Annotated in this window: 15 protein-coding genes and 1 tRNA gene; 4 read left to right on the forward strand and 12 right to left on the reverse strand. The window is 68.2% G+C overall.

The genetic code is table 11. The features are described from left to right. Positions 1-68: 68 nt before the first annotated feature. Complete coding sequence (locus tag CXR42_RS01365) at positions 69-593, forward strand: hypothetical protein (protein ID WP_146037975.1); 525 nt, start codon at positions 69-71, stop codon at positions 591-593. Positions 594-678: 85 nt separating this feature from the next. On the opposite strand, the gene CXR42_RS01370 is transcribed toward CXR42_RS01365, so the two are convergent. The 7 genes from CXR42_RS01370 to CXR42_RS01400 all read right to left on the reverse strand — a co-directional run bounded on the left by CXR42_RS01370 (position 679) and on the right by CXR42_RS01400 (position 13,558). After that, on the reverse strand, positions 679-4,032 hold the full coding sequence (locus tag CXR42_RS01370; RefSeq protein ID WP_103255723.1) for a glycosyltransferase: 3,354 nt from the start codon (positions 4,030-4,032) through the stop codon (positions 679-681). Then, on the reverse strand, positions 4,019-6,514 hold the full coding sequence (locus tag CXR42_RS01375; protein WP_103255724.1) for a DUF3131 domain-containing protein: 2,496 nt from the start codon (positions 6,512-6,514) through the stop codon (positions 4,019-4,021). Before CXR42_RS01375 ends, CXR42_RS01370 begins: the two co-directional genes overlap by 14 nt. Then, the gene (locus CXR42_RS01380; protein WP_103255725.1) at positions 6,511-7,260 is read right to left on the reverse strand and encodes a polysaccharide deacetylase family protein; all 750 of its coding nucleotides are present in this window, start codon (positions 7,258-7,260) and stop codon (positions 6,511-6,513) included. The genes CXR42_RS01375 and CXR42_RS01380 overlap by 4 nt, the downstream gene beginning before the upstream one ends. Then, the gene (locus CXR42_RS01385; RefSeq protein ID WP_103255726.1) at positions 7,257-10,787 is read right to left on the reverse strand and encodes a sulfatase-like hydrolase/transferase; all 3,531 of its coding nucleotides are present in this window, start codon (positions 10,785-10,787) and stop codon (positions 7,257-7,259) included. The genes CXR42_RS01380 and CXR42_RS01385 overlap by 4 nt, the downstream gene beginning before the upstream one ends. Before the next feature lie 201 nt (positions 10,788-10,988). Beyond that, positions 10,989-11,759 (reverse strand): polysaccharide deacetylase family protein, encoded by a 771-nt coding sequence (locus CXR42_RS01390; RefSeq protein ID WP_103255727.1) that lies wholly within the window; start codon positions 11,757-11,759, stop codon positions 10,989-10,991. Then, positions 11,756-12,550: a polysaccharide deacetylase family protein gene (locus CXR42_RS01395; RefSeq protein ID WP_103255728.1), complete on the reverse strand. Its 795-nt coding sequence runs from the start codon at positions 12,548-12,550 to the stop codon at positions 11,756-11,758. The genes CXR42_RS01390 and CXR42_RS01395 overlap by 4 nt, the downstream gene beginning before the upstream one ends. Positions 12,551-12,559: 9 nt before the next feature. Further along, complete coding sequence (locus CXR42_RS01400) at positions 12,560-13,558, reverse strand: ABC transporter ATP-binding protein (RefSeq protein WP_103255729.1); 999 nt, start codon at positions 13,556-13,558, stop codon at positions 12,560-12,562. 513 nt (positions 13,559-14,071) lie between these two features. Here CXR42_RS01400 and CXR42_RS01405 point away from each other — a divergent pair. Further along, complete coding sequence (locus CXR42_RS01405) at positions 14,072-14,962, forward strand: DMT family transporter (RefSeq protein WP_103255730.1); 891 nt, start codon at positions 14,072-14,074, stop codon at positions 14,960-14,962. A gap of 68 nt (positions 14,963-15,030) precedes the next feature. Here CXR42_RS01405 and CXR42_RS01410 read toward each other — a convergent pair whose 3' ends face one another. From CXR42_RS01410 to CXR42_RS01430, 5 genes are all read right to left on the reverse strand, one after another. After that, the gene (locus CXR42_RS01410) at positions 15,031-15,672 is read right to left on the reverse strand and encodes a hypothetical protein (RefSeq protein WP_146037976.1); all 642 of its coding nucleotides are present in this window, start codon (positions 15,670-15,672) and stop codon (positions 15,031-15,033) included. Positions 15,673-16,033: 361 nt separating this feature from the next. Further along, positions 16,034-16,107, reverse strand: a tRNA-Cys gene (locus CXR42_RS01415). Positions 16,108-16,328: 221 nt separating this feature from the next. Continuing rightward, positions 16,329-17,393, reverse strand: coding sequence for a lipocalin-like domain-containing protein (locus CXR42_RS01420; RefSeq protein ID WP_103255732.1), 1,065 nt, complete (start codon positions 17,391-17,393; stop codon positions 16,329-16,331). After that, positions 17,383-19,680, reverse strand: a complete 2,298-nt coding sequence (locus tag CXR42_RS01425; protein ID WP_103256967.1) for an FtsX-like permease family protein — start codon at positions 19,678-19,680, stop codon at positions 17,383-17,385. Before CXR42_RS01425 ends, CXR42_RS01420 begins: the two co-directional genes overlap by 11 nt. Before the next feature lie 53 nt (positions 19,681-19,733). After that, complete coding sequence (locus tag CXR42_RS01430) at positions 19,734-20,399, reverse strand: ABC transporter ATP-binding protein (protein WP_103255733.1); 666 nt, start codon at positions 20,397-20,399, stop codon at positions 19,734-19,736. Between the two features lie 149 nt (positions 20,400-20,548). Between CXR42_RS01430 and tpa the strand changes: the two genes are divergently transcribed. Together tpa and CXR42_RS01440 are read left to right on the forward strand one after the other, a co-directional pair. Then, positions 20,549-21,928, forward strand: a complete 1,380-nt coding sequence (gene tpa / locus CXR42_RS01435) for a hypotaurine--pyruvate aminotransferase Tpa (protein ID WP_103255734.1) — start codon at positions 20,549-20,551, stop codon at positions 21,926-21,928. Positions 21,929-22,161: 233 nt separating this feature from the next. Then, on the forward strand, positions 22,162-22,677 hold the full coding sequence (locus tag CXR42_RS01440) for a hypothetical protein (RefSeq protein WP_103255735.1): 516 nt from the start codon (positions 22,162-22,164) through the stop codon (positions 22,675-22,677). Positions 22,678-22,994: the final 317 nt, after the last annotated feature.

Below are 22,994 nucleotides of genomic sequence, written 5' to 3' on the forward strand. Positions count from 1 at the left end.
AATTGCCATCATTGCGGTTGATTATCGTGCAGTGCTGGGGCCTTGCCCCGTTACCGGGGGACAGGTCCGTGGCATCTTTGAGCGCGTTTCTCGTTGCCTTGCGCATGATGGAGTCCAGTGGCGACTATCAGGCGGTCAACACGTTGAATTTCCTGGGTGCCTATCAGTTCGGCGAGGCTGCGCTGATCGACCTGGGCTATGTCCGCCACGACGGCGATCCCTACGACAACAACTATTCCGGCGGCTGGACCGGCAAGTCTGGCATCGATTCGAAGCAGGAGTTCCTGGCCAGCCGCAAGGTGCAGGACAAGGCTGCCGAGGCCTGGGTCAAGCTGATGTGGCATTACATCGAATCGCAGAACCTGCATCGCCATGCCTGGACCGAAGTGGGCGGGATCGAGCTGACCCCCAGCGGCATGCTGGCGGCGACGCATCTTCTGGGGACCTACGCGCTGGAGGAATACATCCAGTCCGGCGGCAAGGCCGACCTGCGCGATCCCTACGGGATGCCGATCACCAGCTACATGATCCGCATGGCCAAGGTCGAAGTGCCCTTCGCCCCCAAACCGCGCCGCCTCGCCTCGTCCGAGTGACGGGGGTCCGAGTGACGGGGGCCGAGTGACGGGGGCCGAGTGACGGGGGCCGAGTGACGGGGGCCGAGTGACGGGGGCCGGCTGATCAGCCCTTGCGCGCGGCCTTAAGCCGGGCACCGATCCGGTCGATCTTGTACCAGCCGGTCGGATGGCCGGTCAGCGCGCGGAACATGCCCCGGATCGCAGTCATGTACAAAAGCTGCCGATAGCCAAAGCGCAGGAACGGGATCAGCAGCAGCGTTTTCCATTCCCAGCGGCGTTCGAACCAGAAGGCGGCCAGCGTGCGCAGGACCTCGATCCCGGTCATGATGAAATAGCTGGCGAACAGCAGGATCGGCAGCGCCCCGCCCGGCAGCGCCTCGCGCAGGACGATGGAGTAGACGGCGGTCCCCAGCACGGTGACCAGCACCAGGTCGTCCAAGAGCGCCAGCAGCAGCGAGACCGGGCCGAACCAGACCGAATCGATCACCGAAAAGCCCACCGGCATCCCCGACGGGACGACTCCCCGGTGTTTCCAGCTGACCTGCAGCATCCCCAGCTGCCAGCGCAGCCGCTGGCGCAGGAAGGTGCGGACGGTCACCGGCGCCTCGGTGATCGAGCGGGCGCGTTCCTCGAACCGCACGCGATAGCCGGCGCGGTGGACGGCGACGGTCAGGTCGGCGTCCTCGGTGATCGTCTCGCCGGAAAAACCGCCGCTGGCCTGCACCGCGCGGGTGCGCCAAGCCCCGACCGCGCCGGGCACGACCAGGATGCCGTCAAAGAACTCATGCGCGCGGCGCAGCACGTTCTGGGTGACCATGTATTCCTGGTGCTGGAAATCGGTCAGCAGGTTGACGCGGTTGCCGACCTCGACCAGACCCGCGACCGCGCCGACGCCGGGGTCCTTGAAGGGCTGCACCAGCCAGCGGATCGTGTCGGGCAGGAAGATGGAATCGGCATCCGCCGCGATGAAGATCGGAGTCGTGATGTGGTTCAGCGCCAGATTGGCCGCGTGCCATTTGCCCGCATTCTCCTCGCGCAACAGGTGGACGCGGGGGTGGTCCGCAATCATCCCGCGCACCACGTCCGAGGTGTGATCGGTGGACCCGTCATCCACGATAAAGACCTGAAAGTCCGGGTAGTCCGACCGCAGGACCGAGGTCAGGCAGGCCGCGATCACCTTCTCCTCGTTGAAGGCGGGGATGATGACAGACACCGGCGGCGTATAGGCCGGATCAAGCGGCGGGTGCGGGCGGCGGATCAGCGACAGCGCGATGTAGAGCAGCGAGAAGGCAGCCGAGATCACCAGCATCGCGAAGAACAGGACCGTCACCCCGTTCAGCAGGAAATTCGCCACGCCGAAGGCCAGCCCGTCGGTGAGCGACCGGCTGGGAAAATCCAGTGCCGGCAGATCCAGCGCCGGCAGGGTCGCGGCCTCGGCCCCGGTGGCCAGGTTCGGCGGCAAAAGCTGATAGCCATCCGCGGCCAGCCGGTCCAGCAGGTCGGGCAGGGCGGCCAGTTGCTCGGCCCCCGATTCGCGCAGGTCCAGCGTGATGACCTGGGTCTGGTCAAAGCCGCCCTCGCGCCGGATGCGCTCGGTGAATTCGGCCGGGTCGATGGGCCCATAGGGCGCGTCAAAGCTGGAGCGGACCGGGATCAGCCCACGCTCCAGAAGCGCGATCTCGGCCTGAAAGGCGTCGCGGCTGAAGCGCGGCGGGCCGGCGCCGGGGCGCAACAGGATCAACCGCGCCGGGGCGCCGAATTCCCGCAGCAGGTGAAGCTGGGCAAAGTTCAGCGACAGCTGCGCGGCCGTCTGGGATTCGGGCCGGTCGGGCAGGGCAGGCATCTGCCGCAATCCGATCACATGTCCGGCCGCTGCCAGCCGTTTCGCTGCCGCCTGCCGTTCCAGCAGCAGGGGAAGGTCGGCGAAGAAGGCGGCCTTGGCGCTGCGGCGCTCCAACAGCGCAAGCAGGGGATCGACGCTGTCCGCCTCGGGCAGGCCGTCGAAGGCCAGGACCAGCCCGCCGGAAAGCTCCACTCCACGGCGCTGGATCAGGTTGGGCAGCGGCAAGGAGGCATAGTCCTGCGCGGTGACCCGGGTGCCGCTGGGATCGGTGCGCAGCTGGCGCAGGCCGGGGACGGCCGGGGTGATCGTTCCAACCGCCGGGCCGGCGATCGGGGTCAGCACCTGCTGCGACAGGTCCACCGGGCCATGCAGCCGCCGCGCCGCGCCTTTGGGCGGCCCCTGCAGCAGGGTCCAGAGGCCGGGGTCCTCATACCCCAGGGGCCAGACCGCTACGGCCAGATCGACCGGCAGCCCCGCCAGCTGGTTCTGCGCTGATGCCGCATCCAGAAGCCAGACCTCGCTGACCTGCCGTCCGGCGTCCAGATAGCGCAGCGCCGTCGCGCCAGAGGCCGGGTCAAAGCGCAACTCCGCCCCGGCAGCATGGGCGCGCGCCAGCGTCTCGCCGTAGCTGAGGCGCAAGCCCCGGCCCTGACCGCTTTGCCAGACCTGCCCGAACCCCCCCAGGGCCAGCACCAGCTTCCCGGCCGGGATCAGGCGCTGGACCTCGGCCATCGCCGGGTCGAACCAGGCGGGCGGCGCGGGGGGGGCGATCGGGGTGGCGCTGTCCCGGAACCCCTTGACCACGGCCAGGTCCAGCATCGCGACCAGGTCCGGGCTCCGCCAGAAAGCAGCCTCGGGCCCCGCGATAAGGCAGAGCGTCGGCGCGGGTTGGCCCGGTCGGCTCGTGGCCCGAGACAGGCGGGACAGCGCCTCGTGCAGGGTGGCCGGGTCAAGCGAAGGATGGGCCTCAAGGTTCAGGCACAGGCCCGGTTGCGGCTGGTCCAGCAGCAGCGCCGCCATCTGCGCGACCAGCCGGTCCAGCGCGGGGCCGGGCGTTAGGATCGCCTCCAGCTCGTCCGTCCGGGTGCTGGCGGTGATCCGCGCCACCGTCAGGGCCGAGCCGCCGGGCAGGGCGATGTCCTGCGCCAATTCCTGCAGCGCCCGGTTCTCGCGCGCCCACAGTGGGACGACCGTCCCATCCGGCGCGCCCAGCAGGAAGGCATCGGCCAAGACGCGGTCCAACTGGTCGCAGCGGGCACGCAGGCCCGTCAGGGCGGTGCTGTCTGCGGCGGGCAGATACCCAAGGACGGGCCGCACGTTCGCGGCATCGGTGTCGCGGCGGCAGGGCTGGGCCGCGTTCGATTGCAGGGTGACAAAGGCATCGGGCGGGCGGGCGGTGCCCTGAAGCTCGACCGGGATGGCATCCAGCGGCAGGTCGACCAGAAGCCGCTGGCCCAGGTCCCACAGCCAGACCAGAGTTGCCATGGCCAGCGTGATCATCAGGAAGATCACGATCCGTCCGCGCCAACCGCTGCGATCCTCGAAGACGTGGTTGGGTTCGGGGTCGGGTTCGCGCTCTGGCGGCAGGGGCGGGACGGGGTCAGGCAAGGACATGGCCGATTGCCGTCAGGATGACGCCGTTGGTGTTCAGGTCGGTGTAATTCCGCATCGCCCGCAAGTTGCCGGTGAACACGCCGACCGAGAAACCCAACCCTTCGATCCGTGTCTTGTCCCGGATCAGCGCCAGCAGCTGGTCGCACCAGTCATGCCGGCGCAGCGCGGCCCAGAGATAGGCGGACTTGGTGCTAAGAAGCTCGGCCTTCGCGCGGAAGTCCGGCGTGTCGTATTCGGCAGCCCCCCCCAGGCCGCGCACGACCCAGGCCTCTGGTCCCAGATAGCCCAACCGCAGACCCTGGTATGAGAACCAGGGCGCAAAGTTCAGCGGCGCTTCCGAGGCGCATTTGAACTGGCCCGTCGCTTCGAACCAGGACAGCTGCGCGTCGAACAGGGCATCGGCGATCAGGTCGACCTCTGGGTCCGGTCCCAGCTCGATCCGGTCCAGAAGGCCCGGCTCGACCCCCAACTGGCCGATCCGCGCCACGTCGTAGAAAAGCGCGATCTGCCGGTCGGCCGCCGTGCCCCGCGCCAGTCCGGGATAGGGCGAGACCAGGTCAAAGCCCCACATCGCCATGCCCCGGCGGATATAGGGGGTGCAGTGCGACAGCGTGGTGTCGATCCACTGCCCGTTCAGATGGCTGTGCGGCCGACCCCCGGGCAGGGCGGCGGCAAGGTCCCAGTCCGCGACCACCAACTCGGCCGTGACCGGGTCCAGCAGCCCCGCCGTCACCACCGCGCGCAGGGCGATCAGAAAGCGCCCCGCATCGCAGATGTCAAAGCCGGGAGCGACCACGGTAAGGTCGTCGGTGCGGAACATGGCGGGGGGCAGCGGGTGGCCCTCGACCTCGGCCAGGGGCAGGTGCTGAACCAGGCGGACCACCCGGTCTGCGGCCTCGTCCCGGGGCAGGAAGCCCAGCTGATGCGCGACGCGGATGCCGTGCAGCTGGCTGGCCAGGTCCCACAGCGTCGCCTCTCGGTTGATCACCGTGGTCGCGCCCTGCTGGACGGTGCCCGCGCAAAGCCCGGTTTCCGTGTCGGTGAAGCGGTCGATATAGCGCCAGGCCAGCCGTGCGTCCTGGATCAGCCGGTCGCGCTCGGCCGTGTCTGGGGACGGGCGCTGCAACGGGTCGGTCAGCACCCGCCGCCGGATCGACCAGAGGCGCGCCAGCACCGGTTCGGTCGCCACCAGGTGGTCGGCAAGGCCGGGGAGCGTGTGGAAATAGGCCCGCCCGGCAAGGGCCGCATCGACCAGCCGACGCACCAGTTGCTCACGCTTGGCCGGCAGCATCACATCGGCGGCGCGGACCGCGATCAGGTGATCCTCCAGCGGCGACAGGTCCAGCGCCGCCTCGGGGCTGGCAAGGTCGCGCAGGGTCAGGCGCAGGCGGCCATCCGGGTCGATGCCCTGGGCGGTCCAGATGGCAGGCTCGGCCCCGATCTGCACCGGGACCGGCAGGCTCAGGGCGTCGGGCGGGCCATCAGGGCCGCGCTGGCAAGCGGGCGGGGGCAGCGCGGCGGCCGGGTCCGCGGGCTGCAAGGCGCAGAAGGCGACGGTGCCGGGAAGTGCGCCATACCTCTCGGCGTGGCCGGTCAGGGTCAGGGGCACCCCCTGGGCGGCCAGGTCGCGGGTGAAGGCCAGAAGTGCTTCGTCCTCTTCCAGCGTGGTGCCGGGGGCGACCAGCAGGGCAATGTCCACCGCCAGGCCCGCATCGGCATAAAGCCGGCGCTGGGCCGGGCTGGTCAGGCGCAACCGGCCGGCGGCCTGCATTTCGGCCAGGCTTCGGGCCAGCCGCTGGGCCTGGTCGGCAAGCCCAGGGCTGCCCGCCGTCAGCGTCAGCGCCAGCAGGCCGGGTGCCGGCTCTGACAGCCGCGCCATCAGATCCGGCGCATCCAGCCGGCTCCAGATCCCGCCCGAGGCGACCAACTCGCCCCGACCGGCCACCTGTTGCGCGAAAGGCCCGTCGCTTGTGGTCAGGTGGACCCGGAACCCCGCGCCACGAAAGGCGGTGTGGTCGATGTTCGGGTCTTCGCCTCGGTCCACCAGAGTAACGACCGGAAAGGACTGCCCGGCCGCCGGACCTTCGGCAAAGGCGCGCAGGACGGCGGCGCGCAACTCTCCGGCGCGACGCAGTTGGAAATAACGCTCGGGCCGGGGCAGTTTGCCGATCGGCAGGGCCAGGTCAAAAAGGCCGGGATCGCCCCTGGCAAGCGCCGCAAGCACGTCGCACAAGGGATCGCGCGGGCCTCCTGCCGGGGCCAGGGCGGCAAGGTCGGCGATGCAGGTGACCGGCAGGCCAGCGGCAAGGAAGGGCGCGACGACCGCCTGCAGCAGCGCGGGCGGCAGGCCGGGGCCGATCCCGTCCAGCAGAAGCGACAGTTGCGCCGCCCCGGTCTGCGCTGCCAGTCGCAGCGGCAGGGCCACGCCCGGCAGCGCGGCCGCCGCCCCCAGCAACGCCCGGCGGGTCAGCCGTCCGGTCATGGCGTCCCCCCCGTGCGGTCCAGCCCGTCGCGGATGGTCACGACCTCGATCACCTTCCGGTCGCGCAGCAGGGCCGCGCAGGCAAAGATCTCGTCCACCATCGCGGCCGAAACCTCATACTCGCCCGGCGCGCCCTCGGTGATCCCGTGGAACAAGAGTACCAGCCAGGTCCCGTCGCGGGCGCTGGCCACCATCTCGCCGCAGACTTCGGTCGCGGTCATGCTGTTCACCACCTCCAGCCGCCCGATGAAGCGCGGGTCGATGGCCAACTGCGGATTGCGCCCGCCATGGCCCTGCCAGGAGAGATGCGCGCGGTAGCTGGCCATGATCCGGTCCAGCGTCGCGTCGGTGAAGGCCCCGAAGGGCGAAGAGAAGGAGACCGGCGCCACCCCGACCTTTGCGGCGATCGTCGCGGCCGGTTCGTCGACCTCGGCCTGAAGCTGATCGGGGGCCAGGTCGGGCAGGCGGACATGGGTGCGGCCATGCGCGCCGATCTCCCACCCGGCGGCGTGGAAGGCGCGGACCTCGTCCCAGGTCATCGTCCAGTCCCCGGGCGTCTCGGTAACCAGCCCGGTCGGCACGAACAGCGTGCCCACCAACCCATGCGCCTGCGCCAGCCGCAGCCCATGGTCGACCTGCGCGCGCGAGGCGTCGTCGAAAGTGATCGTCAACAGGCCCTTGCCCTCCTGCGCCGGGGCGGCAGCGGCCCAAAAGGCCAGGGCGGCGATCAACAGAAGGCGCATCATGGGGCAAGCTCCACCGGAAGGGTCCGGCGCAAGGCGGTGGCTTCGGGACCGGTGAACTCTAGGACCGAGCCGTCCGGCCGGACCAGCGCGACATAGGGCGCGCGAAAGGCGATCCGGGCCGCGTCCAGCGGCGTGTCAGAGAAGAGGGGGCCAAGATCGGTGCCCTCGCACAGGGCGCTGTCATGGACCATCAGCGCCAGCGCCTGACCCTGGGCCAGCCCTGCATCCAGCGCGGCGCGGAACGGGGCGGGGTCGGGCGCGGTGCCCGTGTCCAGTGCCGCGCAGCCGTCGAAGCGCGCCAGAAGCACCGGCCCCCCCGGCGCCAGGGACAGCAGGTTCACCCCCCGCTCCAACCCCAAAGGCGCGCCACCCACCGGGGCCAGCGAGGACTCGCCCGCCTCATAGCCCGACGAGACGGCGACGAAGCGCACAGCCGCGCCGGGGCGCAGGGTATCGGTAAAGACCTCGGCCGCGCCGGCGACAAGGGCCGCGTCCAACTCGGCCCGGGTGTTGATGGTATGCACCCAGGACAGCACGCCGGTCGCGTCGCGGGCGGCAAGGGCAAGGCCCGCCTCCAGCCGTTCGGGCGGCATGACCAGGCCGTAAAGGTCCATCCGGGCCAAGGCCGCCAGCACCTCCGACGCCGCGCCGTCGTACTGGTACAGGGTCCAGATCACATCGGGATACCCCATCTCGCGCAGTGGCGCATACTCCTGCGGCTGGTAGAATTGCGGGATCAGGCGGGGCAGCAACGCGGGCCGGGTCTGGGCGATCCGGCCATAGGCCTCCATCGCGCGGGCCTTCAGGTCCAGCACGATCCGCAGGTCGGGGTGGTCGTCCAGCACGGCTGCCAGCGTGTCCAGCGTGCAGGGGGTATAGCCGGCCCCAGCCTTGGCCCGGGCCAGCACCTCGGCCAGGGGCAGGGGGGCGATGGGCTGGCCGTCAGGGGTCAGGAACGCCGCGTCCCAGTCGTGCAGGCAGACCAGCTGGTCGTCCGAGGTAAAGCTGAGGTCGATCTCGATCAGCTCGAAGGCCCCAGCATTTGCCCCCAGCGCCTCTACCGAGTTGGTGTAGGTCAACCCGTCCAGCGCGCCCCCGGCATGGGCGATGCGCGGCAGCCAGTCCAGTTGGCGCTGGCTGTCGTCGCGGGGCGCGCGCAGGATGTTGGTCAGTTCAACCCCCAGGGCGGTCTGACGGGTGCCGATGAACTCTTCCACCTCGCCGTTGCCGGCGATCAGCGCGACATAGGGCTGTTCGTACCAAAGCTCGCGCCATTTCGTCAGGCCGGTGCCGGCGAAAAGCGGCTCCAGCCCGGGGTCGACCTCGTAGCACACGACGCTGTTGTGGGCGACGATGACAAAGCCGCCATAGGCCGCGGCATTGGCCTTGATCGCGGCCTGAAAGCCGCTGTCCAGGCCGACCCGGTCCGGCTGGCGGCCGCCATAGCCGCAGGTGTCGACATGGCCCAGCTTCACCGGGGCCGCGTCGGGGGTCAGGCCCAAGAGCGTCAGGCCGCGCATCAGGCCGACACGGTCCCCCGCCGCCGGGTTCCGCACCCAGGATTCTCCGTTCAGGTAACCGGCCGAACGGATGGCGACCTGCCCGGTCAACCCGTTCGGCGGGGTGTAGGTCACCACCGTTTCGGCCGCGAACTGACGACGGCGGGTCAGGTCGGCCATCAGGCTGTCGTGGAAGGCAAGCTCCGCGCTGGACCGGGCAAAGGGCTGGGTCAGTTGGTCGGCGGTCAACCCAGCCTCGGGCGTCAGCGCGAACTGGCGCAGGTCGGGGCTGGCCAGACTGCCGGCCAGCGCACAAAGCGTCGCCCCTTCGGGCGCGGGGGCGGGGGCGAAGATCGCGGTCTGGGCGCAGGCATCGACCCAGACAAGGCGCTGGTCCAGGTCGAGGGTCGCCACCACCTCGGGCAGGGTCATGTCGCTGTGCAACTCGAAATCCACGCCGGTCACCGCCAGATCCTCGTCCAGGCGCAAGAGGACCGGATAGGTCAGCCGCCGGTCGCCCAGGATCACCTCGCTGGTCGTCACGTCCACCGCCAGCCCGTCCCGGATCGTCGGATAGGCCCACATCGCCGCCAGATAGGGCCGCGCCGCCGCGATCAGGGCGGGCAGGTCGGGCGTGCCATCGCGCAGCGTCGGTGCCCCAGCCAAGAGGTCGCGCCCGAAGCCAAGCGCCGGCGTCGGCGCGCCGATCAGCGTCAGCAGCGTCGGGCCAAGGTCCAGCGTGGTGCCGGGCGTGTCCCGGCTGTCGGGCGGAAGCCTGGGGTCAAAGACCAGCATCAGGTTGCGGCGTGGCCCGGCCTCAAGCTGCTCACGCGCAAGGTTCGGCATCGCCATGTGGTCCGACGCGACGACCAGCACCGTGTCGCGCAGTGCGGGGTCCGCGCGGACCTGCCGGATGAACGCGCCCGCCAGCCGGTCGGCGCAATGCACCGCGTTCAGGAACTGGTTCGACCCGTCGCCATAGGGCGTGTCCGCGCAACTGCCCGAGGGAAAGCCGAAGGGATGGTGCGTGTCCAGCGTCAGGGCCACCAGGCCGAACGGGGCCTCGCCCGCGGCAAGACTGCGTAGCCGGTCCAGGGCAAAGGGGTAAAGGCTGTCGTCATAAAGCCCCCAGGCATTGACATAGGCCGGGTCGGACAGGCGCGGCTCCAACTCTGCTCGGCCCTCGATCTGGTCAAAGCCGTGGCTGTCATAGAAGGTGCCCTTGCCGGCAAAGCCGGTATCCGCCCCCCCGACATAGGCCAGATCATAGCCCGCCGCCGCCAAGAGATCGCCCAGACAGGTGGCGGCCGGCAGGAAGCGGTCGATCCCCGCGCCCGAGCCGATCAGCGGCATCCCGCACTGGCTGGCCACCATGCCCGCGATGGTCCAACCGGCCTCTTCCACCTCGGTCAGGTCGGTGAAGCTGACCGCCTCGGCCTCCAGCGCGGCAAGGTTCGGCATCAGGCCGGGAAAGCGGGTCTCGTCCAGATAGGTCCGCTCGACCGATTCAAGATACAGCAGGACAAAGTTGCGCGGTGTGTCGGTGAATGTCACCCGGTCCACCGGGACAAAGCCTTCGGGCGGCGGGCCGGCCGGGGCGGCGGCCTGCACGGTGCCACTCTGCGCCAGCCGGGCAAGGTCGCTGACGGCGGGGTTCAGCCACAGCGCACCCGCCAGCAGGGCCAGCCCAAGCGCCTGTCGCACCGGACCAAGGCGCACTGAATCCCGCGCGCGGCTGATCCGGTAGACCAGCCCCCCGGCCGCCAGCGCCGCCAGCGCGGCCACCCCGCTGCCGATGGCCAGACCCCGGAAATCCGCCACCCCGGCCCCGTCCAGCCCCGTCTGCAGGTGATACAGCACCGAAGCGTCGATGCCCGATCCGGTCAGCCGGTCAATCGCGACATAACCGACCAGCAGAAGCAGGCTTGCCACCACCCCCACTGCCGCCAGCACCGCCCCGGACCAAGAGCCGATGGCCCGCGCCCACAGGACGACCGCGCCAGCCGTAAGCACCAGGCTAGCCCACATGGCCCACCCCGCTGTCCTGAACCGTCCCTGACCTGCGCGTCATTTCCCCAGGCCCACCCCCGGCCCGCGCGATCCGGCTGCATGTGCCGAAGCCCATCCAAGAGCTATGCGTTCCCACCCCGCCGGGCAAGCACATCCCGGTCAGGGCCCGTGTCCTGGCCCATGTCCTGGCCCCTTTCGCCGCGCATGTCATGATCCACGTCATGGCTTGTGCGGCACCAGTTTCAGCGCCTCGCCCGCATTCATCAGCCGCACGATCCCCTGATCCCGCAGCCGGTCCGCGCAGTCCAGCACGCCCAGAAACTGCTCGACCGAGGCATGCCAGGGATGCTCCGGGGTCTCGGTCACCTCGTGCCACAGGTAGACCAGCCACAACCCCTCGCGCCCGGCGCGTTCGATCTCGGCGCAGATGGTCTCGACCGGCAGGGTGGGCGCGATCTGCTTGCGGTTGATGCGGTAATGGTCGGTGCCATCCAGAGGGTTGATCCCGTCATTCCCCCAGGCGCGAAAATGCGCGTCATAGTACAGCCGGATATGGTCCAGCACCCAGTCGTCATGGTCGCCGTAGGGTGAGGCCAGCATGTGCGGATAAACCCCTGTGGCCCGAAAGATGCGCGCGGCCGGCACTGCAAGCTCGTGCTCCAGCTCGATATCGCTGGCCTGGCTTAGCCGCACATGCGCGTGGCCATGCGCGCCGAAGTCCCAGCCCTGCGCCTTCAGGCTGCGCAGGTCGTCCCAGGTGATGCGGTTCGGCGCGGTTCCGATCGCTTCGGTCTGCGCAAACAGCGTGCCGGGAATGGCGCGCTGGAAGAATTCGGGCATGAAGCGGTCAAAGAAACTGGCATAGGCCGTGTCCACGGTGAAGGTCACGATACCCACCTCGGTCTCGGCGCGGGCCGGCTGGCCAAGGGCCAACAGCAGCGCCAGCGCCAGCTTGCGCAAGGTCGATGGCCCGCGCCGCGCGGCGGTCATGGCGCCCCCCGTTTCGGCACCGCCGGCGTATGCGGCACCACCTGCAACGCATCGCGCGCGGTCATCAGCCGGATCACTCCGTCGTCGCGCAGCCGGTCGGCGCAGTCGAGCACACCCCGGAACTGCGCGACCGAGTTCTCGTATTCGTAACTCGGCACCTCGACCACCCGATGCCAGATGTAGACCAGCCAGTACCCCTCGCGCCCCGCGCGCTCCATTTCGGCGCAGATTTCGGCGACGGTCTTGGTGTTGGCCACCTGCTCGCGGTGGACGCGGAAATGGTCGGTCTGGTCGAAAAGGTTGATCCCCTCGTTCCCCCAGCCGCGGAAATGCGCGTCGTAATAGAACCGCACCCGGTCCAGCACACGCTCGTCGAAATCCCCGTTGGGCGAGGCGAAGTTGCTCGGATAGATGCCGGTTCGCCGATAGACCTGCGCCACTGGAACGCCCAGCTCCATCTCCAGCACCTCGTCGCTGGCCTGGGTCAGGGGATAGGCGTGGGTATAGCCGTGGGCGCCGAATTCCCAGCCCTGCGCGGCCAGGCTGCGCACATCGTCCCAGGTCATGTCACCCGGAGAGCCGGTGATGGGCTGGGTCTGGCCGAACAGCGTGCCGGGGATGTCGCGGCGAAAGAACTCGTGCATCGAGGTGTCGAAGAACTGCTCGGTGACGTTGTCCACGGTGAAGGTCACGATCCCTACCTGCCGCTCGGCCGCGGTCGGCGTTGCCAGCGTCATGGCAAGGGTCAGGGCCAAGGCCCATCCGATCCGCCGTGCCGGTCCCATCGCCATCCCCGCCCCCTATCGCAAACGCCTGCCGCCCGCGTCGAAGTAAAGCGCGCGACTGCGGTCGAACTCCAGAAAGATCGCTTCGCCCGGCACAAACGCCTGATGGCCGAACAGCCGGACCGTGACCGTGCCGGCCTCTCGCGTGCCGACGATCAGGTTCGTCTCGCTGCCCAGCGTCTCGACATGGTCCACCCACCCGGGCAGGGTGCCGCCCGTCCGGCTGACCGCGATATGTTCCGGCCGCGCCCCCAGCGTGCAGCCGGGCCGGCCCAGCACCGCGCCATCCAGAAAGTTCATCCTGGGCGAGCCGATGAAACCCGCCACGAACAGGTTGTCGGGGTCGTGATACAGGTCCATCGGCCGCCCGCTCTGCTCGATCCGGCCCTGGTTCATCACCACGATCCGGTCGGCCAGCGTCATCGCCTCGACCTGGTCATGGGTGACATAGATCGTCGTCGTGCCCAGTTGGCGATGCAACTCGGCCAGTTCGATCCGCATGTGGACGCGCAGGGCCGCATCCAGGTTCGACAACGGCTCGTCGAACAGGAACAGCTTCGGCCGGCGCGAGATCGCCCGCCCGATCGCCACCCGTTGCCGCTCACCCCCCGACAACTCTTGCGGCAAGCGGTCCAGCAGCGGCGTCAGGCCCAGGATCGCCGCCACCCGCTCCACCTCGGTCCGCGTCTCGGCGCGCGACTTTCCGGCCTGGCGCAGGCCGATCTCCAGATTGCCCGCGACGCTGAGATGCGGGTAAAGCGCATAGCCCTGGAACACCATGGCAATGTCGCGCTCGGCCGGGGGCAGGGCTGTGATGTCGCGCCCGTCCAGCCGGACCTGCCCGGCATCGGGCGCCAGCAATCCTGCGATCATCCGCAGCAACACCGACTTCCCACAGCCGGAAGGCCCGACCAGCGCCCAGAACTCGCCCGAGCCGACGCTAAGGTCCAGGTCATGCAGGACCGTGTGGCCCGCGAAGCCTTTGGTCAGACCGGCAATGTCCAGGGACGCCATGCGACGGGAAACCTTGTGCTTTTCCCTGATCTAGACATCCTCGCGCCTCGTCGCAACTGCCACGGGGCGGCAGGCGCAATTGCTAGCGCAACCAACCCGCAGGGGCTGCGGGGCCACCCCGGTGTCACCACCTGCGATTGCAGGCGGCGACGACAACTTCGGCCATCTTGCGCGCCAGGCCCCCCGCTGTTGCTGGGTTGATCCCGCGGTCTGCAAGATCGACCTGTGGCAAGGATCACGAACTCCGCGTCCACCGCGACTGTCTGTGCGGTCTGCCATGGCAATGGGACAGAGCGGCGAAGGGGCGCGCATGTCCGGGCGCAACAGGGACCCCGCGCCGCCTTGTCCAGCTTTGCCGCGATGGCTTTGGCACCAGGCTGGGCGGACGCAGCCCGGGCAGTCGGCGGGGTTTGTCGCAAGTGACGTGCCCGCTGTCGCGCAGCGGCGACCCGGCGTTGCGTGGCGGTGTGTATCCTTCCGCCATCAGGTTCGTGATCCGGCGAGAGGAGACAGATGCGCACACCGTTCCTCGCCTCGGCCGTCGTCCTTCTGACCGGGATCGTCTGGGGGGTCTACTGGGTTCCGGTGCGCGCCGTCGCCGATCTGGGCCTTGATGGTGCCTGGGGAACCGGTGCCATCACGCTGGCCGCCGCGCTGGTTCTGCTGCCCTTCGTCCTGGCCGACAAGACTGCGCTGCGGGGCAGGGATGTGATCGGGATCGCCTCCATCCTGCTGGGCGGGGCGGCCTTCGCGCTCTACTCCATCGGCTTTCTGTACGGAAAGGTCGCGCTTGTCGTCCTGCTGTGGTTCTTCAGCCCGGTCTGGAGCGTTCTGATCGCCCGCTACCTTCTTGGGCTGACGGTGCCGCGCCTGCGCCTTCTTGCGATTGTCGTGGGACTGTCGGGGCTTTTCATCATGCTGGGCGGCGATGGCAGCATACCCGTGCCGGGCAGCCTGGGCGAATGGATGGCCTTCATTGGCGGCCTTGTCTGGGCCTTCGCGACGGCCGGCATGCGGTTGCGGTCGAACATCACTCCGTTGCCCGCCGCATTCCTGTTCGCGCTTGGCGCTGCCCTGACCTCTGGCCTTGCTGCCCCCCTGCTTGCGCCGTTCCCGACCCTTGCGGCCGAGCATCTGTCCACGATCGCCGTCTATGTCCTGCTGACGGCCAGTTTCTGGTGGGTCCTGTCGATTGCCGCGCTGATGTGGGCCACCTTGCGCCTGGACCCGGCCCGCGTCGGCATCCTGCTGATGACCGAGGTGGTCTTTGGGGCGATCACGGCCGCGATCTTCGCGGGCGAGCGTCTGTCGCTCAGCGAGATGATCGGCGGCGCGCTGGTCATCCTTTGTGGCGTGCTTGAGGTCTGGCCGACCAAGTCCGACGCCACCCACGCGGCAGCCTGACTCGTTCCGGGGCCGAGCGTCGAACCCGCCAGCGGGGCAGGTGAGAGTCAGCCTTGGGCGGGACCGCTTCAGGGTCCGACGGTCTGGATACGGGCTTCGAACCCTGTCTCCCGCTCGCGCACTGTGATCGAGGCAAGCCGACCGTCCGGGTGATACCTGTAGTCGCTCTTGCGCCAGAGATACTGATCCACCAGCTCTGCAACGGGCACCATATTGTCAGACCGCAGGTCCCTTGTCATTCGCAGCCGGATATACCGGCTTTCCCCGGTCGTCTGACCAATCGCGACTTCTTGCCAGACATCTTCCGCATTGCGCATGAAAAAACGCAGTTCGTTGCCCTGCCTGGCGAAGCTGCTTAGCGGCTGACCCCCTATACTGGTTTCAAGGTCCATGATCGTGCGGTCTCGCCGCCATTCCTCAAGGTATACCAGCTGGCCACTTTGCAGACGCCCGGATGCGAACTCATTCCAGCTACCAAGAGCCTCGTATGCGCCCACAGTGCCGAGGTCGATTCGAGGAACCAGAGGGTTGGGACCTTTGGGTGCCGGCATCCAGCGGCCAAACAGATAGGCTTCGCCGTCGCGAAGCTGGGCTCTTTCGGGTTCAGCCAGGATGATACCTTTCTCTTCTGATGACGCGGGTATGATCGGCAGAAAGGCCAATGCTGCGGCCACCGCAGCAACGGCGCCGATCATGCGTTCCCGCTTCATGTGTTCGCACTCCTCCCCAGGTTCCCAGTCCTGATCAGCGCCTGACAATCCTCCAGACGCGTCACTGAAACCTCACCGTATCAATCTTGCGGGACACTCAGTCCCCAAAATGCCAATCATCTGCAGCCTGGCGTCGGGATCACATGATCTTGCCAACCGAACAAGCTTGTTTCGCCACAGCGGTCACCGGCGCGTTTCGCCAGCTCGATCGGCTCGGACCAGAGGCCTCGCGCACAACATGAACGTCTGTTCTGGGCCCGTTTCGACGTCCACGGCCGGCCAGGTAGGTCTGCCACCTTGTGGCGAATTGCCTATGCAGCCAACAAAAGGCAGCTGTATATCAACATGTCAGGGGAAACTCTGGAGGCGGGTACCGGAATCGAACCGGTCTTCACGGATTTGCAATCCGCTGCGTAACCTCTCCGCCAACCCGCCGTCGAGGTGGCATGGGGATAGCGGATCGGTCGCAGGGCCGCAAGGGGCAGATGAGTGTTCTGAACGGGCGCATGCGGCACGCTCCCGGACGCCGGTCCAAGCGGCAGTCTGCCCGGCAACTTCCGCAGCATGACGCGTCTTGGCCCGTGCTGATCGCAGGGTAGTGGCCGAACAGGTCCCACGGAAGGGCCGGATGCCACATCCAGGGGCTGCAAGGGGCGCTAATAGCCAGTCATCTCAAGATAGCCCCGGCCCTGATGACTGCCCTCGATCCGCACCGGGCCTTCCCAATAGGGGACGGACGTTGCCATCCACGCCCCGGGGTTCAGCGCGCGCAAGGTGACGTTCAGGCCCCGTTCTGCCAAGGTCAGGCGCCAAGTGACCGGCACCTCGCGCCCGGCGACGGCATGGGTCTCCAGCGCCTCGGCCCGCAGCGCGCCGGCGGGCAGGGGATGCGGCGTCCCGTCCGCGTCGATCCAGGTGCCCGAGGTGAACCCATCCCCCCCGTCGCGCAGGACGAAGCCCATCAGCTTCTCCCCGTCCTGAAACGACAGCGAGAACCAGTCCCACCCGCTTTGATCCGCCGCCAGGGGTTGCGAGGACCATTCCCGGTCCAGCCAGGCGCTGCCCGTCACCTGAATCGGCCCCCCCGGCAGGTCCACCCGGCCGCTGACCCGGTAGAAGGGCTGCGAGTAGTAGTGGCTGGCCTGCCCACCCTCGGACTTCACCGAATAGCCCCGCGTGCCATGCGCGACCAGCGGCCCCTCGGCCTGCAACTCCAGCGCATAGGCGAATTCCGGCCCGGTTGCCGTCAGGCTCAGCCGGTCCAGCGCGTCCTCGCCCGGACCAGAGCGGGACAGCATCTGCCAATCGTCGATCCAGGCGCGAAAGCCGCCCTCCAGCACCACCCCCGCCTGGCCCACACCGCCACGCGCCAGCCGTTCGGCGACGTGATGCGCGTCCGGCGTCGTCACGGCGGCATGGCCCATCCACAGTTGCGGACTGGACCAGCCCGCCCCCTCGCCGGGGGCCAGCGCGGTGCGGAACAGGGTCCATTGCGCCCCCATCTCGGTGCCATCGGCGGCGGTCAGGGTGGCGGTCAGGTACCACCATTCGATGCGGAACTCGGGATGCGCGCCATGGTCGGCGGGAAACTCCAACACCCGGGCCGGATCGGGCAGGGCGAACCCCTCGGCCGGGGCGCCCATGTCGGCAAAACCCTGCGCGGCGGCAGGACCGGCCAGCAAAAGCGCGGCAAGCACGGCAAGGCAGGCCCTAACGTTCATTGGCAAACACCCTCAACATCGCGGCGGGATGAGTCCGCGCCAGCCGCAGCGCGGGCAGGGCACCGGCCACGGCTGCGGCGGCCAGCGCCGCCAGACCCAGCCGCAGCCAGTCGCCCGGAAAGACCTGCATCGGCAGACGCCAGCCGAACGCTTCGACATTGACCACCGCCAGCAGCACCCAGGCCAGCGCCAGGCCCAGGGGCAGGGCCAGCACCGCCGTCAGCGCCGCCAGCACCAGCGTCCGTGCCAGATCCAGCGCCGCCAGCCGCCCCCGTGTCAGCCCCATGGCCCAGACCGGGGCCAACTGCGGCAGCCGCAGGCCGGCCAGAGTCAAAAGGCTGGCCAGCATCGCCAAGGCCGCCACCCCCAGCGTCAGCAGGTTCAAGGCCCCGGTCACCGCAAAGGTGCGCTCAAAAACCTGCAGGCTGAAGGCCTTGACCCCCGCCTGATCGACCAGCGCCCCGTCCTCCAGCGCAAAGCGGTCGCCCAAGGCGCTGGCCAGCGCCGCGACCTCGCCCGGCGGCACCCGCAGGGCAAAGCGCAGCTCTGGCGCTTGGGGATAGCGCGCCCGGAACGCCGCCAGCCCCAGCATCACCTGGGGCGAGGGGTTGCCATAGTCCGAATAGACCCCGACCACCGGCAAGGGCCCCCCTGCCAGATCGACCGGATCGCCCAGGGCCAAGCCCTGCCGCCGCGCCATCTGCTCGTTCACCAAAAGCCCGGTCCCGTCGCGCACCTGGTCCCAGACCGCCGGAACAGCCGCCAGAAGCGGCCAGTTCTCGCGATAGGTCGCATGATCGGCCACGCCATAGACGCTGCCGGGCTGGCCACCAAGCATCTGGTCCGCCTCGACAATCGGCAGGATCGCCTGCACCTTTGGCTGAAGCCAGACCCGCATCGCGGCGGCGGTCTCGGTGTCGGGGGCGGTGACGTACAGCTCGGACGCAAGGCGCTGGTCCAGCCAGCCGGTAAAGGTGGTGCGGAAGCTGGCCACCATCGTGCCGACGCCGACATTCGCCGCCACCGCCAACAGGAGCGCCATCAGCGCCAGCGACAGGCCCGGCAGTTGCTGGCGCGTGTCGGCCCAGAACCAGCCGGTCAGGACGCCCCGCGCCCGCGCCCCCACCAGCGCCAGCAGCCCGCCCAGGACCAGGGGCAGGACCAGCGCCGCGCCCAGCAAAAGCCCCGCCAGCACGGCGAAGCCTGCCCACAGCCCCTGGCCCAGGACCAGTGCCAGCCCCGCCCCGGCCCACAGCGCCAGCCCGGCCAGCGCCTGCATCCGCCGCGCCCGCGCATTGGCCCGCCCCCAGGCGCGCGGCTGCGCGCTGGCCAGGATCGGCAGCCGCCAGACCTGCCAAAGCCCCCCCGCCGCCGCGACCAGCGTGCCTGCGACCGCCATCGCGATCCCCGTCGCCCACCACTCGGCCCGCAGTCCCAGACTGCCCGGCACCGGCGCGCCATAAAGCCCGCCCAGCGTCGCCGCCACATCCGGCAGAAGCGCCGCCGCCACCGCATAGCCCATCGCCACCCCGGCCACCCCGGCGACCAGCGCCAGCAACAGAAGCTCTCCCAGCACTAGCCCCGCCAGCCCCCGTGCCGAGACTCCCAGCGACCGCAGCGTGCGGAACACCGGCCGGCGCTGCTCGAAGGCCAGACCCACGGCGGAATGGACGATGAAGATGCCCACGGCAAAGGCCAGGAAGCCGAAGGCGGTCAGGTTCAGGTGAAAACTGTCGGTCAGCCGCGCCAACCCGTCCTCGGGTGCCGCGCGTTGCAGCGTCAGGTCGTCCGGGATCGGGCCGGGCAGGGGGCGCGCGGGGTCCAGTATCAGAGCCGTTATCTCGCCCGGTCGCGCCAGCAACCGTTCCGCCAGGCCGATGTCGGCCAGAACCGTGCCCGGCGGCAGGTCGTCGGATCGGACAAGTTCCAACCCCGCCAACGCCTCGGCTGGCGTGTCTGGGGCCACCCGCGCCGCCCGCCCCTCCAAAAGCCCCCCGGCCTCGGCCAGATCGGGCAGGGCGGCGACGCCGGCCCCCTGTGGCAGGGTCAAGGGCTCGATCCCCAGGACGCGCAGCCCATCCAGCCGCCCCTCCAGCACCGGCGAGACGGGCCAGCCTTCCCGCCGCAACTCGGCATAACGCGTCACCGTCAGCGGTCCGACCAGCCGGTCCAGCCGGTCCTGCCCCAGGACCGAGGCGGCCCGCGCATAGGCCGCCCGCGCCTCGGCATTGATCGCCTGCACCCCGGACCACAGCGCCGTCGCCAGCGCGAGGCCCAGCAGCAGCATCGCCAGCTGCAAGGGATGCCGCCGCCAATGCGACAGCAGGGCCGCCAGCGCCGTCACGCGAACCGCCCCCCGCGCAGATGCAGCCGCCGCTCCAGCCGCCCGGCCAGCCGGTCCGAATGCGTGACTATCAGCAGGGCCGCCCCGGCCTCGGCCACCAGCCCCAGCATCAGCGCCAGGACCGCCTCGCCCGTCGTCTCGTCCAGGTTCCCCGTCGGCTCATCCGCCAGGATCAGCCCCGGCCGCCCCGCCAGCGCCCGCCCTATCGCCACGCGCTGTTGCTGCCCGCCCGACAACTCGTCCGGATAGCGTCCCAGCAGCGCCGACAGCCCCAGCGCCCCCGCCAGATGCCGCTCCCAGCCCTGGTCCTGCCGCCCCGCCAGCCGCGCCTGAAAGGACAGGTTCGCCGCCACGGTCAGCGAGGGGATCAGGTTGAACTGCTGGAACACGATCCCGATCCGGTCGCGCCGCACCCGCGCCAGGCCCGCATCCTCCAGCCCCGACAGCGCCACGCCGGCCACCGTCACCTCGCCCCGGTCGGGCCGGTCCAGCCCCCCCGCCAGATGCAACAGCGTCGACTTGCCCGACCCGGACTCGCCCGTCAGCGCCACGCTTTCCCCCGCCGCCAGCGCCAGGCTGACCCCGGTCAGGACCGCAACCGCACCCTCGGCCGTCGGGTAGGACTTGTGAACATCGTCGATCTGCAGCACGTTTCGCCCCATGGCTTTGTCCCCAGCATCTAGCGCGCCTGCGGGATGCACAACCCGCCACGGCGCCGCACTGGACTTAGCTAACGCGCGCCTCTGGTCCTAAGCCCGCGCCGGGGGATATCGGATGATGCCGGGTGATCTGATACGAAAGGACGACGGCCATGGAAGGCTTCGCAGGATTGAACGACATCGGTCAGGTGGTCGAGGCCGACCGCGCCCATGTCTGGCACCATCTGTCGCAACACAAGCAGTATGAAACCGTCGACCCCCGCGTCATCGTCGAGGGCAAAGGGATGCGCGTCTGGGACGCCAAGGGCAAGGAACACCTTGACGCCGTCTCGGGCGGGGTCTGGACGGTCAACGTCGGCTACGGCCGCGAATCCATCGCCGACGCCGTGCGCGACCAACTGGTCAAGCTGAACTACTTCGCCGGTGCCGCAGGCTCGATCCCCGGCTCGGTCTTCGCCAAGCGCCTGATCGAGAAGATGCCCGGCATGTCGCGCGTCTACTACTCCAACTCGGGGAGTGAGGCGAACGAGAAGGTGTACAAGATGGTGCGCCAGATCGCGCACCGGCACCACGGCGGCAAGAAGTGGAAGATCCTGTACCGGGATCGCGACTATCACGGCACCACCATCGCCGCCTTGGCCTCCGCCGGCCAGGACCAGCGCGCCATGCAATACGGGCCGTTCCCCGATGGCTTCGTCCGCGTGCCGCACTGCCTGGAATACCGCAAACAGTGGGATGTGGAAAACTATGGCGAGCGTGCCGCCGACGCCATCGAAGAGGTCATCCTCCGCGAAGGCCCCGACACCATCGGCTGCCTGATCCTGGAACCCGTCACCGCCGGCGGCGGCGTCATCGTCCCGCCCCAGGGCTATTGGGAGCGGGTGCAGGAAATCTGCCAGAAATACGACATCCTCCTCGCCATCGACGAGGTCGTCTGCGGCGTCGGCCGCACCGGGGTCTGGTTCGGCTACCAGCACTACGGCATCAAGCCCGACTTCGTGACCATGGCCAAGGGCGTCGCCTCGGGCTATGCCGCGATCAGCTGCACCGTCACGACCGAGCGTGTCTTCGACATGTTCAAGGACGCCCCCACCGACCCGATGAGCTATTTCCGCGACATCTCCACCTTCGGTGGCTGCACCTCTGGCCCCGCCGCCGCGCTGGAGAACATGCGGATCATCGAGGATGAGGGCCTTCTGGCCAACACGCTGGCGATGGGCGACTATTGCCTGTCGAACCTTCAGGCGCTGATGGACAAGCACAAGGTCATCGGCGACGTCCGCGGCAAGGGGTTGTTCCTTGGGGCCGAACTGGTGGCCGACCGCGCCACGAAAGAGGCGGCGGACGAAAAGAAGGTCCAGGCCGTCGTCGCCGACTGCATGGCGCAGGGCGTCATCATCGGCGCCACCAACCGCAGCCTGCCGGGCCTGAACAACACGCTCTGCCTCAGTCCGGCGCTGATCGCGACGAAGGATGACATCGACCAGATCACCTCGGCGATTGACGGGGCGCTGGGACGGGTGTTTGGGTAAGGATTTAGGCCCTTTGCGGCTGGAGAGGGTGTCCCGGAAGGGGCACCCTCATAGTCAATTCATTGCTGAATCGATTTGCGTTGCTAAAGAGAAACTCCAAATATTGAGCCGTGAGTACGGTCCATCCTAAATCGGATTGGCCCGATACTCGGATTTATAACGCCTTGACAAGGCCTCCACTCGTATGGGCAGTATTAGCTTGTGCGTCTCAATTTCTGGGAGTCGAGGTCAAGATGACGAACGAGTTCATTGATGCTTATTCGGATGATCAGATATATCTCACGCTTATCAAAGACTTGGTTAACGATCACCCAGTTGAGGTCGCAGTTCCTGATTCTATTAAGTATTCAGCATTTTGCCGGCTATGGGTTTCTATGGCTGTTGGGTCGATAGAATCGATGATCAAGGTATGGAATACTGGGGATGAGCTTTGGTCGGATATCGCTACATATCTAAACAGAAAGTCCAACGAAAATAGAATCAAAGATTTGAAGGCGTCTTTTGAAAGGCGCGGTCTGAATTTGGATCCTGAGATCTACAAAGACTTCCTTGCGCTGAAGTATATCAGAAACGCCTATATTCACAGCGATTGGAGCCCGTCTCAGCGGAGTTATGTTGTGAGCCGAGGGTTTCCAGGAAACATGATGCAATTCAACAAGGAGCATCTTGATAGAATGCAGAAGGTGTATATTGGTTTGATGAATGGACTGGGAATGATTAATGCCCTTAACGCCACCCTCCGCCGCTAACCTTCACTTATCGTAATGAACAGGATTGAGCGCGGTATGTCAGCCTTGTTCGGCATCCGTATGGCAAAATGCCAGGCTCCACTATTGCTCATTCACTAGCGCTCGTTCGCTCAGCTTAGTCGTGCCCAGTAGTGGGGTTCCAACTGACGACTCCGCCCGATTCGCCCCTCATGGTTAACGCCCCCACAGCGATCCGCGCGTATGCATGGACCGTCTACGCGATGCATACCGAATGCAGACGCCAAAATCCGGGCCGAACCGACCGGTAAACCCGGCGTTCTCAGAGGGTTACGGGGCAAGAGAGGGCCGTTGCGGCA

Origin of the sequence: Tabrizicola aquatica, assembly GCF_002900975.1 — a bacterium.
GTDB classification, from domain to species: domain Bacteria; phylum Pseudomonadota; class Alphaproteobacteria; order Rhodobacterales; family Rhodobacteraceae; genus Tabrizicola; species Tabrizicola aquatica.